This is a genomic window from Aureimonas psammosilenae, assembly GCF_009176975.1.
GTDB lineage: Bacteria > Pseudomonadota > Alphaproteobacteria > Rhizobiales > Rhizobiaceae > Plantimonas > Plantimonas psammosilenae.
This window is the reverse complement of the sequence record NZ_WEZG01000007.1, coordinates 227,635-240,449: the sequence shown is the minus strand read 5'-3', so window position 1 is coordinate 240,449 and position 12,815 is coordinate 227,635. Positions and strand designations below refer to the sequence as shown.

At 65.8% G+C, this 12,815-nt stretch carries 15 protein-coding genes; 5 read left to right on the top strand and 10 right to left on the bottom strand.

Annotated elements, in window-relative coordinates; genetic code table 11:
- The first annotated feature begins 45 nt into the window (after positions 1–45).
- Positions 46–993, top strand: coding sequence for an agmatinase (gene speB, locus F9929_RS14735; RefSeq protein ID WP_152047337.1), 948 nt, complete (start codon positions 46–48; stop codon positions 991–993).
- Between the two features lie 60 nt (positions 994–1,053).
- Here speB and F9929_RS24715 read toward each other — a convergent pair whose 3' ends face one another.
- From F9929_RS24715 to F9929_RS14705, 7 genes are all read right to left on the bottom strand, one after another.
- Entirely contained in the window at positions 1,054–1,188 is a 135-nt protein-coding gene (locus tag F9929_RS24715) for a hypothetical protein (RefSeq protein WP_268915664.1), read from the bottom strand.
- Between the two features lie 229 nt (positions 1,189–1,417).
- Positions 1,418–3,208: a D-lactate dehydrogenase gene (gene dld, locus F9929_RS14730; protein WP_268915663.1), complete on the bottom strand. Its 1,791-nt coding sequence runs from the start codon at positions 3,206–3,208 to the stop codon at positions 1,418–1,420.
- A gap of 55 nt (positions 3,209–3,263) precedes the next feature.
- Positions 3,264–3,671, bottom strand: a complete 408-nt coding sequence (locus F9929_RS14725; protein ID WP_152047336.1) for a ribbon-helix-helix domain-containing protein — start codon at positions 3,669–3,671, stop codon at positions 3,264–3,266.
- A 67-nt stretch (positions 3,672–3,738) separates the two neighbouring features.
- On the bottom strand, positions 3,739–5,304 hold the full coding sequence (locus tag F9929_RS14720) for a GMC family oxidoreductase (protein ID WP_152047335.1): 1,566 nt from the start codon (positions 5,302–5,304) through the stop codon (positions 3,739–3,741).
- A complete protein-coding gene (locus F9929_RS14715; protein ID WP_210251342.1) occupies positions 5,301–5,807 on the bottom strand; it encodes a hypothetical protein in 507 nt (168 codons plus the stop codon). The genes F9929_RS14720 and F9929_RS14715 overlap by 4 nt, the downstream gene beginning before the upstream one ends.
- Before the next feature lie 61 nt (positions 5,808–5,868).
- The gene (locus F9929_RS14710; protein ID WP_152047334.1) at positions 5,869–6,264 is read right to left on the bottom strand and encodes a VOC family protein; all 396 of its coding nucleotides are present in this window, start codon (positions 6,262–6,264) and stop codon (positions 5,869–5,871) included.
- Positions 6,265–6,580: 316 nt separating this feature from the next.
- Positions 6,581–6,991 carry a hypothetical protein gene (locus F9929_RS14705; protein ID WP_235919324.1) on the bottom strand — a complete coding sequence of 137 codons (411 nt, stop codon included), beginning with the start codon at positions 6,989–6,991 and terminating at the stop codon, positions 6,581–6,583.
- A 208-nt stretch (positions 6,992–7,199) separates the two neighbouring features.
- On the opposite strand from F9929_RS14705, the gene F9929_RS14700 reads away from it, so the two are divergent.
- The 4 genes from F9929_RS14700 (at position 7,200) to F9929_RS14685 (ending at position 11,002) form a co-directional block, all read left to right on the top strand.
- On the top strand, positions 7,200–8,861 hold the full coding sequence (locus F9929_RS14700) for an adenylate/guanylate cyclase domain-containing protein (RefSeq protein WP_152047333.1): 1,662 nt from the start codon (positions 7,200–7,202) through the stop codon (positions 8,859–8,861).
- Positions 8,862–8,980: 119 nt separating this feature from the next.
- The gene (locus F9929_RS14695) at positions 8,981–9,169 is read left to right on the top strand and encodes a hypothetical protein (protein ID WP_152047332.1); all 189 of its coding nucleotides are present in this window, start codon (positions 8,981–8,983) and stop codon (positions 9,167–9,169) included.
- Positions 9,170–9,352: 183 nt separating this feature from the next.
- Complete coding sequence (locus tag F9929_RS14690; RefSeq protein ID WP_193227772.1) at positions 9,353–10,138, top strand: SDR family NAD(P)-dependent oxidoreductase; 786 nt, start codon at positions 9,353–9,355, stop codon at positions 10,136–10,138.
- Between the two features lie 111 nt (positions 10,139–10,249).
- Positions 10,250–11,002: a ZIP family metal transporter gene (locus tag F9929_RS14685; protein WP_152047330.1), complete on the top strand. Its 753-nt coding sequence runs from the start codon at positions 10,250–10,252 to the stop codon at positions 11,000–11,002.
- Positions 11,003–11,025: 23 nt separating this feature from the next.
- Here F9929_RS14685 and F9929_RS14680 read toward each other — a convergent pair whose 3' ends face one another.
- From F9929_RS14680 to F9929_RS14670, 3 genes are all read right to left on the bottom strand, one after another.
- Positions 11,026–11,928, bottom strand: a complete 903-nt coding sequence (locus tag F9929_RS14680) for an Hpt domain-containing protein (protein WP_152047329.1) — start codon at positions 11,926–11,928, stop codon at positions 11,026–11,028.
- A 120-nt stretch (positions 11,929–12,048) separates the two neighbouring features.
- Positions 12,049–12,414 carry a response regulator gene (locus F9929_RS14675; protein WP_152047328.1) on the bottom strand — a complete coding sequence of 122 codons (366 nt, stop codon included), beginning with the start codon at positions 12,412–12,414 and terminating at the stop codon, positions 12,049–12,051.
- Positions 12,411–12,716: an STAS domain-containing protein gene (locus F9929_RS14670; protein WP_152047327.1), complete on the bottom strand. Its 306-nt coding sequence runs from the start codon at positions 12,714–12,716 to the stop codon at positions 12,411–12,413. Before F9929_RS14670 ends, F9929_RS14675 begins: the two co-directional genes overlap by 4 nt.
- Positions 12,717–12,815 lie beyond the last annotated feature (99 nt).

Sequence of the window (12,815 nt, the reverse complement as noted above, 5' to 3'; positions counted from 1 at the left end):
GTCCGCTCGAACGGGGGATCGCCGATGATGAGGACAGGCCACGCGATGACGCCAGCCGAACAACGACGCTTCAAGCCTCTCGATTCCGGTCTCGTGCCGCGCTTTGCCGGCCCCGCGACCTTCATGCGCCTGCCGCAGGCTCGCCCGGACGAGGTCGACATCGCGCTGGTCGGCGTGCCTTTCGACGGCGGCGCGACGAACCGGACGGGCGCGCGCCACGGACCTCGCGAAATCCGCAACCAATCGAGCCTCGTGCGGGCCGTGCATCACGTCACCGGCCGTTCGCCCTTCGAGGCGCTTCGCATCGCCGATTGCGGCGATGCGCCGGTCAACCCGCTGGATCTCACCGAAAGCTTCGCGTCGATCGAGGCCTTCTTTCGCGACATCGCGAAAGCCGGCGCGCGGCCGTTGACCGCCGGAGGCGACCATTCGATCACGCTTCCGATCCTGCGCGGCCTCCATCGGGGCGAGCCGGTCGGGCTCATCCATTTCGACGCGCATTCCGATACGTTCGACGACTTCTTCGGCCAGCGCTACAACCATGCGACGCCCTTTCGGCGGGCGATCGAGGAAGGGCTGATCGATCCGAAGCGCTCGATCCAGATCGGCATCCGCGGCGCGATCTCTTCGGCGACGAATTTCGACTATGCGAGAGCGGCCGGCATCCGGATCGTCTTCATCGAGGAATTCGCCGAGCGCGGCATCGCGTCCGTGATGGATGAGGCGCGTGCCCTTGTCGGCGACAGGCCGACCTATGTTTCCTTCGACATAGACGGCATCGACCCTTCCTTCGCGCCCGGCACCGGCACGCCGGAGATCGGCGGCTTCACGACACGCGAAGCGCAAGGCCTGGTTCGCCGTCTCGCCGGGCTCGACATCGTCGGCGCGGACCTCGTCGAGGTGTCCCCACCGCTCGATCAAAGCGGACTGACGGCGCTGACCGGCGCGACGATGATGTTCGAAATCCTTTGCGCGATGAGCTGGAACGCCTGAGCGACGGGCGGGCCTCCGGATCATCCGGGCCGGAGGCGGGCTTGGAAGGTGTCTTGAGCGTCAGTTCAGGCTTTGGCGAAGCGCGACGTCGATTTCGGTGTTGCCCACCCGCATGCGCCGACGGATGACGGCATAGCTGCAGCCTTCATCGACCATGGACACGATCCGGCGCTGCTTGAAGGGGCAAGCCTCCATGCGGCCGCGTCTTGGACCGAAGGGCCAAAGGGCCGAAACACGCATTATCCCGAACATCGTCACTCACCTTCGCCTTCGCGCCGCCTTTTGCGGGAGGGAAATGACAGGCGGATGAAACGGAACGGCAAAATGCCGGACAACGCGTCGATGGGGAGCAGAAACGACTTTCGCGAGCCGACCCGAGGAAGCCGAGAGGTTGAAAGGGCGCGACGCCTCGCCTTTCGGAAAATCACGCGGGCGACGACGCGCCGGAATGGCCGCTTCGACGCCATCGCAGGAGCTTCGACGTTTTTCCGATCCCCGGATTGAAGCAGTTGCAGGGGTCGAGCTCGCGATAATGCCCGGCCAGAACCTCGCCCGCCTCGTAGAGATGCCCGACATTGTGCTCGGCCGGATAGCGCGCGTTGCGCTTGTCCATGAGCGCCAGCATCTCGCGCTTGGTGGCGTGCCAATCGACGCCTTCGTGAAGCAGGTAGTCCTGGTGGAAGACGTGGCAGAAGAAGTGCCCGTAATAAAGCCGGTGCGCGATCGAGCCGGATAGCGCGGGCGGCAGGTGCTCCACCCAGTCGCGTTCGTTGCGGGCGAGCGCCACGTCGAGCGCGATCACGCCGCCGCTGCGCGGGCCTTTCACCGCATCGTAGCGCACCGCCGCGCCGGCGGTCGCGAAGCGGTGGAGAAAGGCCGCCGCCCCTTCTTCGGGCGTGCATTCGAAGAAATCGCCCGCCGCGCTCGGGAATAGATCGCTCAAGATCCGGCGCAGTTCCTCCGCGCCCGAATCCGCCGCCTTGATCATCAGATGATGCTCGAAGCGGTCGCGAAACCCGGTCAATCGCGGCGGCAGATGGGGGCCGAACAGGCTGGCCGCTCCTTGCATCAAACGGTCGGACAGGTTGGCCGGGATAAATGGCAGGCGCTCGGCGAGCGCGTCGAAACGGCTTTTCAGGGAAAAGAGCTTCGGCAGGTGCTGCGTGCCGAGCCGGCGCACCAGCAGATAGATGTCCTTGCCGTAGCGCTCCGAGATATCGAAGGCCTCGCGATGGATGTATTCGGCCGCGACCGGCAGCGAGGCGGAACTTGCCAGCATCTCGCGGCGGATGCGCGTCAGCTCATTCGGGTCGTTCGTGCCGACATAGAAGACGCGGGCGTTCCGTTCCGCTTCGAACGTGTCGAGGCGCACGGCGAAGACGACGAGTTTCCCGGCCGAGCCGGACGCCTCGAAAAGCCGCCGGGGATCGGCATTGTGCCGGGCCGGGCTCGGGGCATCGATGTCGCGAACATGGGTCGCATAGTCCGGGTCGGAGGCGACGCGCTCCGTTTGCCAATCCACCGCCGCTTCGCCGTAGTCGTGGCGGTCGAGGCGCGACAGGATCTCCGCCGGCGCCTCTCCTAGATCGATGCCGAGATGGTTGACGAGTTCCAGCCGCCCGTTTGCGCCGACACGGGCGTAAAGCGCGAGTTCGGTATAGGCAGGCCCCCGCCGGATCAGCGAGCCGCCCGAATTGTTGGCGATGCCCCCGATCACGGACGCGCCGAGGCAGGACGAGCCGATCACCGAATGCGGTTCGCGCCCGAGCGGCTTCAACGCCTTTTCCAACTCGTCCAGCGTCGTGCCGGGAAAGGCCACGACCTGCCGCCCTTCGCCGAGGAGATGCAGGGCCTTGATCCGCATCGTGCCGATCACGACGACCGGGCGGTCGTAGTCCTCCCCGAAGGGAGTGGAGCCTCCGGTGAGGCCCGTATTGGCGGCCTGAAGCACGATCGCGGTATCCGCATCGACGCAGCGCTCCACCACCCGCCAGAGCTCGACGAGAGTGCCCGGCAGCGCGACCGCAAGCGCGCTGCCCGAGCCGAAGCGATAGCCGCGCGTATAACGGCGCATTTTCGAAGGGGTGGTGAGAAGGTGACGCGCGCCGACGATGTCGTGCAACTCGGCGACAAAGCGCTCCGCCTCCCCCGCCCTCGTCGATCCGAGCCCTGCCCGCGCAGTGAAGGGCTGCTTCAAGGATCGAAGCGCCGTCACTGCCCGCCCCTTCCTTCAACGGCTCGGCGAGGGCGAACGAGGCTCGGGCCCGGTTTCATTGGATATAGGCCCGCCCTTTCCCGATGAGCGGCGGCGCGGCCACCCTGCGCTTCTCGTCGCGCGCCCGATGGGTTTCCGCTTCGAGCCTCAAAATGTCCTCGGCCGTGCGCGCGTCGCCCTGCCCCTCCGGCAGAAGTCCCTGCAACTGGAGATCGAGATAGCGCAGGCAGCAGACCCGAAGGAAAGACGTGAAGTTGCCGAGATCGTGCCCCTCGTCGATCGACTCGTTGTAGAGCTGATGGAGAAGCTGGGGAATGTTCATCTCGTCCTTGGCGGCGATATCCTCGAGCACCGTCCAGAACATCCTTTCCAGCCTGACGCTCGTCACCATGCCGTCCATGCGCACGGACCGCGTCTGGCTTTCCCACAGGTCGGGGCTGGCGCCCACGAACAACCGGCACATGGCATTTCCCTCCCGTTCGATGCCCGCCGCCCCTCTCTACACGAAGGGCGGCGAGGGTTCGTCGGCCTTAGAGATCGCCCCGTTTGATCTCGCGGGCGATGTACTCGGCCTGCCGGATCGCCAGGGCGACGATCGTCAGAGTCGGGTTGGCGGCGGCGCTGGTGGTCATCACGGAGCCGTCCGACACGAAGAGGTTGCGCACCTCGTGGGCGCGGCCCCAGCGGTCCACGACGCCGTCTTCCGCCCGCTCGCTCATCCGGCAGGTGCCGAGATTGTGCGTGGAAGGATAGGGCGGCGTGCGGTGGCAGGCGATGGCGCCGACCGCACCGTAGAGCTTCTCGGCGTGCTCGTAGGCATATTCGCGCATGGCGACGTCGTTCGGGTGATCGTCGAAATGCACGTTCGGCACCGGCAGGCCCCATTGGTCGCGGACCTTGTCGGACAGGGTCACGCGGTTCGTCGCCTGCGGCATGTCCTCGCCCACGATCCACATGCCGGCCGTATTGGCATAGGCGTCCATGAGTTCCGCGAAGTCCGGCCCCCAGGCGCCAGGATCGGCGAAGGCGGCGAGGAAGGGGACCCCAAGTGAGATCGTTTCCATGTAGTAGCCCGCGACGAAGCCGCGCGAGGGATCGTGGACGGCCTCGTCGGCGATGATGCCGGCCATGGTCTCGCCGCGATACATGCGCACCGGCTTGTCGAAGCGGGCATAGACCGATCCGGTGAGGTGGCGCATGTAGTTCCGGCCGACCTGATCGGAGCCGTTGGCAAGGCCTGTCGGGAACCGTCCGCTGTCGCTCAAGAGCAGGAGACGGGCAGTTTCAATGGAATTGCCGGCGACGCACACGACCTTGGCGGCCTGACGGTGGAGATTGCCCTCGGCATCCACGTAAAGCACGGCATCGGCCTCGCCGGAGGCATCATGCGTGATGCGCACGACATGGGCGTCGGGACGAAGGTCGAGAAGGCCGGTTTCCAGCGCACGCGGGATCTCGCGCACGAGAATGCTCCATTTCAACTTGTTCTTGTCGCCCTGAAAGTTGAAGCCGTCCTGGATGGAGGCCGGGCGGCCGTCATAGGGCTCGGCGTTCGTGCCATAGGGGCCGGTGGCGTAGAGCTTGTAGCCGACCCGCTCGGCGCCGTTGGCGAAGACCTTGTAGTTATTGTTGGCCGGCAAGGCCGGGCGGCCGTGGCGATGGGTGGAGCCGATGGCGATCTCGGCCTGGTCGTAATAGGGCGCAAGCTCGCTCAAGGTCAGCGGCCAGTCGAGAAGCGCCGCGCCTTCCACCTCGCCATAGGTGGAGCGGGCCTTGAACTCGTGCTCGTGGAAGCGGGGCGTCGCGCCCGACCAGTGGGTGGTGGTGCCGCCCACCGCCTTGACGATCCAGGCCGGCAGGTCGGGAAAGTCCTTGGCGATCCGCCACGAGCCCGTGGTGGTGCGCGGGTCGAGCCAGGCCATCTGGCGGAAGGCTTCCCATTCGTCGTTCTTGTAATCCTCGTTCTTCAGGAACGGGCCGGCTTCCAGAAGAACGCAAGGAATGCCCGCCTTGGTCAGCTCATAGGCGAGCGTGCCGCCGCCGGCCCCCGAGCCGACGATGACCACGGCCTTTTCGTCATGCGCGATCGTGGTCATTGGCCGGCTCCCAGTTCCTCGATCCGCGGTTCGGGCAGCCAGTCGAGATCGTTGAAGCCGCGATGGATGTAACCGCCCTTGTCGAAGCTCTCGCCCTCGTAGCCGAGCGCGTCCCAGGCCTCAGCGTCGTCGTAAAGGGTCACGACCGCGGTGGAGCGCGCCAGCTTGAAGAAGGCCGTCGCTTCGATCGTCTTCAGGTGCTTCAGCGCGTTTGCGTCGTCGAGCTCGGTGAAGCGCGCCTCGTTGAGGTCGTGAAGGGCGGTGGCGAAGGCGACCTTCAGCGCCGGCGTTGCGCCCGCCGCCTTCAGGATCGCCTCGGCGGAGCGCTCGTAGAGCCCGTCGCCGAAATTCTTGTGCGGATACATCACGCGCACCATGCGGGCGATGAGCCGGCGGCTGCCTTCGTCCTTGCCGAAATCGAGCGAATACGAAGCGCCCGTCACCTGCGCCATCGCCGTCGGCGATGCGCTTCGCGGGGGCGCGTTGTCGACCGTTCTATCCATGTGGTTCTCCTCCCGTTGTTCTCGAATGCTTTCAGTCCCGGCCTCCCAGCCGGCGGGCTTCTCAGCCGAACCGTCCCCCTTTTTGAATGACCTCGATCTGGTAGCCGTCGGGGTCCTTGACGAAGAAGAAGCGTGCCAGGGTGCGCCCGTCGTGCTGGAAATCCACGAGCTTGCGCGGCTCCAGCCCGTTCTCCTCGAACCGCTTGTGCTCGGCCTCGACATCCTCGACCACCACGGCGAGGTGGCCATAGCCGTCGCCGAGCGCGTAGGGCTCCGCGCGGTCCTTGTTGACGGTGAACTCCAGCTCGAAACCGCTTTCGGCGTTGGACAGGTAGATCAGCACGAAGCCGTCGAATTCCAGCCGCTCGGCCACCGCCAGCCCGAAGGCGCGCTCGTAGAAACTCAAAGAACGGGCCTCGTCCAGGACCCGGATCATGCTATGCACGAGTTTCGCCATCTATTCCTCCCGTGGAACTCGTCGGCGAGACAATCGAACAACCAAATCGCGAATGGGTATTATTCAGATACTACGCAATTGATTTAACCTTCGGCGCTTTCGCCCCGCACGACACTTGTTCTTTATTGGGATCGAACGACAAACAAGGAAAAGACCGCAAGGAAAACCTTGCAGCCATAAAACGGCGCATTCGGAACGTCCGAAGCCTCCCAGCCTCTCCTTCCGGCAGGCATGGAAGCAGATTTCATGCGGCTTCACCAGCCGGCACATCGCCGATTCGATGGCTGCGACGGATGGCAGCAGGATGGCTCGTGTTTCAGAACGACCGGTCGCGATGCTCGGCGCGGCGTCGCGACAAGGCCAGAGCGCAGGCGATATCCAGAACCGTAATCGCCACCACGTTGGCGAAGGCTCCGGCGGCCACCGCGCGATGGGGGTTGGAGCGTCGGAGCGTCGGCGCGAGGCTGGCCAGATCGAGCGCGTCACCGGCCACCCGCGACCAAACGGCAGGCGTCGGATCGCGGGTGGCCAGAATGCCGACGCCTGCAGCGATTTCCCTGAGGCCAAATCCCCGCGTCATCGCCTCGTGATGGCCGAGCCCCAGCGCCCGGTGGAGCTTTCGGGGCGCGACGAGTTCCACGACTCCGAGCGCGATGCTGAACCAGCCGAGCCCCTTCACGACGGATGCAAGCGTGTCGTCCGAAACGATCCCGTCCCATTCTTCCACGGTTCGGTTCTCCCTTTCAGCTCCCGACTAGGGTTGATAGGGGCAATGCAGGAGCCCAAAGGCCGGTTCTGGCGTCGAGACGGCAAAGAGCGCCGCCCACTAACGATCGGGTGAAGCGGAGCCGATCGAAGGCTCCCCAAGTTGCGGCAGCCGGCTCACCAATGCAAAACCATGCTTCACGCCATCCGCGAATGCGAACCATCGGCCGATGACCATCCTCAACCCGTTCAGTTCGAGCCGGCGCCTCGGCTCGCGCGATCTGCGGCTGGCGTCCGGGCTGGCGATGGGCGCCTTCATCCTCTGCCATTTCGTGAACCATGCCTTCGGGCTGATCTCGGTGGAAGCCATGGAAGCGGCGCGCCCGTTTCTGTCGGCGCCCTGGCGCACGCCACCGGGCACCGTTCTCCTTTACGGCTCGGTCGCGCTGCATTTCGCCCTGACGCTTCGCACGCTCTACTCGCGGCGCACCCTTCGCATGCCGATGCGCGAGATCGGCCAAACGGTTCTGGGGCTGGCGCTGCCCTTCATGCTGATCGGCCATGTCACGGCCACCCGCATCGAATTCGCGCTGACCGACACCGTGGCGACCTATCCGGCGATGGTCGAGAACTATTGGGTCAGAAACCCCTCGATCGGCGGCCGGCAGATCGCCGCGCTCCTGGTCGCCTGGCTGCATGTCTGCCTCGGCCTGTATTTCTGGCTGCGGGTCAAGCGCGGCTTCCCCGCCTGGCGTCCGTTCCTTTTCGCCGCTGCCATCCTCGTGCCGGTTCTGTCGATCCTGGGTTTCACGGAGGCCGGCAAGGAAGTCTCAGGCCGAGACAGGATCTTGGAGGATCGCACGAACCGCGTTCCCGACTGGATCGGGCCGGCGCTGGAACTGAGCTTCGCGGTTCCGATCGGCCTCGTTCTCGCCGCGCGCGGCGTGCGCGGCGCGTATCGCCGGCGCGATCGCGTGCGGATCGGCTATCCGGACGGGCGTTTCGTCGAAGTGCCCAAGGGCTTCAGCATCCTGGAAGCGAGCCGCAGCGGGCGGATCGCGCATCAGGCCGTGTGCGGGGGCCGCGCGCGGTGCTCCACCTGCCGCGTCGAGATCGTGCGCGGCGGGCATGGCCAGCCGGCTCCAAGCGATCTGGAGCGCAACACGCTGGAGCGCATCGGGGGCGGCGATAACGTGCGGCTCGCCTGCCAGTTCAGGCCGGTGCGCGATATCGACATCGTGCCGCTCGTCAATCCCAGCATCGCGCCCGGCGAAGCGCTGCGTAGCGGCAGGCGCGCTTCCTATGGCGAGGAGCGCGAGATCGTCGTGCTCTTCTGCGACATCCGGGGCTTCACCAGCCTGGCCGAGCACCGCCTGCCCTACGATGTCGTGTTCATCCTGAACCGCTATTTCGACCTCGTCGGCCGGGCCGTCACCGAAAGCGGCGGCTTGGTGGACAAGTTCGTCGGCGATGGCGCGATGGCTTTGTTCGGGGTGTCCTCTTCGCCAGGCGAGGCGGCGGCGCAGGGACTTGCGGCGGCGGAGAAGATTCTGGCCGGTCTCGACGCCGTGAACGACCTTCTCGGCCACGAAGTGCGCGAAGGTCTGCGCATCGCGATCGCGCTTCATCGCGGGCCCGCGATCGTCGGGGAGATCGGATACGGCTCGGCTGCCAGCCTCACCGCCGTCGGCGACACGATCAACGTGGCGAGCCGCCTGGAAGGGCTGGCGAAGACGGCCGATGCCGAGCTCGTGGTGTCGGACGCCGTGATGCGTTCGGCCGGCATGACACCGCAAGGGTTCGAGGCGATGGTCCTGCCTTTGCGGGGTCGTTCGCGCCCGCTGGAGGTCTGGATCAGGCGGCCGCTCGCCGCTCACGCGAGGTCTCGTTAACCCTGCGTTATCCCTACCGAAACCTTTGTCGGGTAGATCGGATTTTCATCGCCCCTTCGCCGGAACCTTGCCACGGTTCAGGACTTCGATGCGGCGACACGCCAGCATACGAGACGACCATGACCGCGACCGAAACCATCCGCGCCCTCGAGACCTGCACGATCAACGAAGCCCAGGCGCTGGAGCGCACGGGGGCGGCGACGATCGTCGCCCTTTACCGCATGGCGATCCTCGAACTCGCCCCGCACCTGCGCTCGGTGAAGCAGAAACCGGCCAACCGGCCCGAGCGCCAGGCCCAGGCAGCCTGACGGCGCCGAGCCGATCCGCCCTGCTCGGCCCGATGCACGCCTTTCGATGGCGGATATCCTTGGCCGGGCACGCAACTCCTGCGCCTTTCCGTCGCCATCGGGGAACATGGGGGAGCACCGCGGCCTTTCCGCCGACATCGGAGGCGCCCTTCTGGGGGTTCTCCCAGCTTGGAAAGGTTCGTCATGGCTCGCCAATTCGCCATCGTCACGGGGGCATCCACCGGCATCGGCTACCATCTCGCCGATATCTGCGCGAAGAACGGCTTCGATCTTCTGGTCGCGGCGGACGAGCCCAAGATCCATGAGGCGGCCGAGGCCTTTCGGCGCCATGGCGGGCGGGTCGAGGCACTGGAGGCCGATCTTTCGACGGCCGAGGGCGTCGAAGCGCTTTATGCGGCTTCCAAGGCCTTCGGGCAGCCGGTCGACGCGCTTCTCGCCAATGCCGGTCGGGGTCTTGGTCGCGGCTTTCTCGATCAGGACTGGGAGCGTGCGAAGGCGGTGGTGGAAACCAACGTCACCGGCACGATCCACCTGATCCATCTCGTCGGGCGCGACATGCGGGCGCGCGATGCCGGGCGCATCCTCATCGTCGGCTCCATCGCGGGCTTCATTCCCGGTGCCTTCCAGGCCGTCTACAACGGCACCAAGGCCTTTCTGAACTCCTTCTCCTTCGCGCTTCGCAACGAGTTGAAGGACACATCCGTCACGGTGTCCTGCCTAATGCCGGGGCCTACCGAAACCGAGTTCTTCCGGCGCGGCGATCTGATGGACAGCGATGTCGGACAAGCCAAGAAGGACCCGGCCGAAAAGGTGGCGCAGGACGGCTTCGACGCGATGATGAACGACGAGGGCGACGTCGTATCGGGCTGGAAGAACAAGATGCAGGCGGCCATCGCCAACATCACGCCCGCCCCGCTTCTGGCCGAGCAACACCGCAAGATGGCCGCACCCGGTACGGCCAAGAACTGAGAGCCAACCATTCATCCATCCGGCTGAGCGCCGGAACGGGTTGCTCGGTCGAATAATTGCCGTTCCCCGGCCGGGTCGCCCGCGCCCGGTCGAAGGAATGGAGAAGAACGAATGCCGATCTGGCTGGAAGCGGGGCTTTGGGGCCTTGCCGGTGCGTCGTCCCTGGTGGTCGGGGCGGCGCTCGCCACGCTTCTGAAACTACCGGTACGGCTCGTTACCGGCATCATGGCCTTCGGCTGCGGCGTCCTGATCTCGGCCATCGCCTACGACCTCATCATGGAAGGCTTTCGCAGTGCGGGCATCCAGCCGATCATTCTCGGCGCGGTCGCTGGCTCGGTCGCCTACACGGTCGCCAACTGGCTCGTATCGCGCAGCGGCGCGCGCCACCGCAAGCGCTCTGGCGGGCAACAGCAGGACGGCAGCCAGGGCGGCGGTATGGCGATTGCCATCGGCTCGCTTCTCGACGGTATTCCCGAAAGCGTCGTTCTCGGCGTCAGCCTGCTCGGTGGCAGCGGGGTGAGCCTGCCGATGTTCGCGGCGATCTTTCTGTCCAACCTGCCGGAAGGGCTGTCGAGCGCGGTGGGAATGCTGAAAGCCGGTCGGAGCCGGACCTATATCTTCGGCCTGTGGATCGGCATCGCGGTGGCGTCGGGCCTCGCATCGCTTCTTGGCGCGGCGCTGCTCGGAGACGCGGCCCCCGCGGTTTTGGCCACCGTGAACGCGGTCGCCGCCGGCGCGCTTCTCACCATGGTCGCCGACACGATGATTCCGGAAGCCGTGGAAGGCGAACGCGGCGGAACCGGCTTTCTCGTGGTGATCGGCCTTCTCGTCGCCTTCGGCCTGTCCCACGGCACCGGCGGCTGAAAGCCGCGATGCGTCGCGAGGGCTCAGGCGTCCTCGCGCTCTTCCTCCGGCTCGGGCTCGAAGGACGATGCATTCGATCCGGACTGGATCTGGAGAAGCAGCGAGGCGAAGGCCGCGTCGATCGCGGGATCGCCGGCTTCTCCCACATCCTCGCAAAGCTCCACCGTCAGTTCGCAGTCCCATTCAGCGAATTCGAACACTTCGCGCACCCCCTGTTCGTTGGCGCGCGTCGTCAGCTCGATCGTCCAGGTGAGATAAGCGCCTTCCGGGTCCATATCGGCGAAGGCAGGCAACTCGCTCGTGTCGCAGGAAACCGTGCCGGTCCCGAGCGCCAGACAATCGCGGATGAGGCGCGAGGCCTCGTTGGCGTTCTGGTAGAGTTCCGGCATCGGGCGGAAGGTGACGCGGAAGACGGATTCGGGAACCGAGCCGAGGATGTCGGCGAAATCGATGCCGACGGGCGTGAATTCCAGCCCCTCCATGCCGTCGTCGGATTCGACGATCTCTTCGCCGGACCAATAGCGTGCGATGCCGGCGCCTTTTTCGCCGGTGAGCGGCTTCAACTCCTCCACGGTGTCGAGCATCCGCCGCTCGTCGGGCAGCGTGTCGTTCTTCGCGGCGTCCGTCAGATCGCGCAGCACTTGCGCCGCGCGGGTGGCGACGCCGAGAAATTCCGGCGTCGGCTCGGCGCGTTTGGAGCGCAACTCATCCAGCGCCACTTCGAAGAGATGCGCGAAGTGCGACAGGTCGGACAGGCTGAACGAGGCCGCCCCGCCCTTGATCGAGTGCACCGCGCGAAAGGCGACATTGGCCGTATCGGGCTCGGTTTCGTTCTTGGCGAGCGCGGCGAGAGCCGTATCGAGTTCACGGAGGCCATCGGCGCATTCCTCGAAGAATGTCTGCCGGATTTCTGCCATTGCGTCCATGACGGGAGTTCCTGGCTTCGTTTTTTTCGAAGCGGCGCTTGAGAGGTTGCCGGGACGTGCCGCCCTTGCCGCCCCGTCCAACGGGATGCGGCGCTTGGCGCTTGACTGCCCGTTGGAGGTTCAGGCGGCGACGCGGTTGATGGCGTCGACGAGCTTCACGGGGTCGAAGGGCTTGACGATCCAGCCGGTGGCCCCCGCACGGCGGGCGCGCGCCTTCTTTTCCGCGTCGCTTTCGGTGGTCAGAACCAGGATCGGGATGGCGCGACGCTCGCCGTCGGCCCGAACGTGCTCGATGAATTCCAGCCCGTCCATGCGCGGCATGTTCACGTCGGTGACGATCACGTCCGGGTCGCAGCCTTCCAGGACTTCGAGGCCGTGAACGCCGTCCTCGGCCTGGATCACGTTGAAGCCGGCAGAGCTCAGCGCCTGCATCAGCATCTGCCGCATGGTGCGCGAATCGTCGACGGTCAGAATAGTCTTGGTCATGGGGCAACCTGCCTTCCGGTCAGGGAATCGAGAGAAAATCCGAGAAGCGCGAGGCCGTCTTCGAAGGCTCGCGACGGCGTGTCGACGCAAAGCGCCTTTCCGTCCTGGCGCCAGGCGGCGACCGCGCCGCACAGCACCTGAAGGCATTGTCCGCCGATCCGCTCGACGCGCGAGGCGTCGAGATGGACGGCCTCGCCGCGAAGGGCGAGAAGGCGGCGATGAAGCGGCGTCGCCGCCTTGATGTCCATGATCGCCGGCAGTTCGATCGTCGCGGGCGACGATGATGGCTGAGGCTCGGGCATGATGGTCTCCGAACTCGTCGCAGGTGTCCGGCGGAACGCCGAACCGTGTCGTTCCCGAGCCTCGATGGCGCGGGAGAACGTCCTGTCCGAACGATTTCA

What these genes read in the sequence shown, in the direction of transcription:
- F9929_RS14715 (WP_210251342.1), bottom strand. Translation starts at nt 5,807, where the DNA reads ATGGATAGAACGGTCGACAACGCGCCCCCGCGAAGCGCATCGCCGACG.
- F9929_RS14700 (WP_152047333.1), top strand. Translation starts at nt 7,200, where the DNA reads ATGACCATCCTCAACCCGTTCAGTTCGAGCCGGCGCCTCGGCTCGCGC.
- F9929_RS14720 (WP_152047335.1), bottom strand. Translation starts at nt 5,304, where the DNA reads ATGACCACGATCGCGCATGACGAAAAGGCCGTGGTCATCGTCGGCTCG.
- F9929_RS14675 (WP_152047328.1), bottom strand. Translation starts at nt 12,414, where the DNA reads ATGACCAAGACTATTCTGACCGTCGACGATTCGCGCACCATGCGGCAG.
- F9929_RS14695 (WP_152047332.1), top strand. Translation starts at nt 8,981, where the DNA reads ATGACCGCGACCGAAACCATCCGCGCCCTCGAGACCTGCACGATCAAC.
- F9929_RS14670 (WP_152047327.1), bottom strand. Translation starts at nt 12,716, where the DNA reads ATGCCCGAGCCTCAGCCATCATCGTCGCCCGCGACGATCGAACTGCCG.
- F9929_RS14685 (WP_152047330.1), top strand. Translation starts at nt 10,250, where the DNA reads ATGCCGATCTGGCTGGAAGCGGGGCTTTGGGGCCTTGCCGGTGCGTCG.
- F9929_RS14725 (WP_152047336.1), bottom strand. Translation starts at nt 3,671, where the DNA reads ATGTGCCGGTTGTTCGTGGGCGCCAGCCCCGACCTGTGGGAAAGCCAG.
- F9929_RS24715 (WP_268915664.1), bottom strand. Translation starts at nt 1,188, where the DNA reads ATGGAGGCTTGCCCCTTCAAGCAGCGCCGGATCGTGTCCATGGTCGAT.
- speB (WP_152047337.1), top strand. Translation starts at nt 46, where the DNA reads ATGACGCCAGCCGAACAACGACGCTTCAAGCCTCTCGATTCCGGTCTC.
- F9929_RS14680 (WP_152047329.1), bottom strand. Translation starts at nt 11,928, where the DNA reads ATGGACGCAATGGCAGAAATCCGGCAGACATTCTTCGAGGAATGCGCC.
- F9929_RS14690 (WP_193227772.1), top strand. Translation starts at nt 9,353, where the DNA reads ATGGCTCGCCAATTCGCCATCGTCACGGGGGCATCCACCGGCATCGGC.
- F9929_RS14710 (WP_152047334.1), bottom strand. Translation starts at nt 6,264, where the DNA reads ATGGCGAAACTCGTGCATAGCATGATCCGGGTCCTGGACGAGGCCCGT.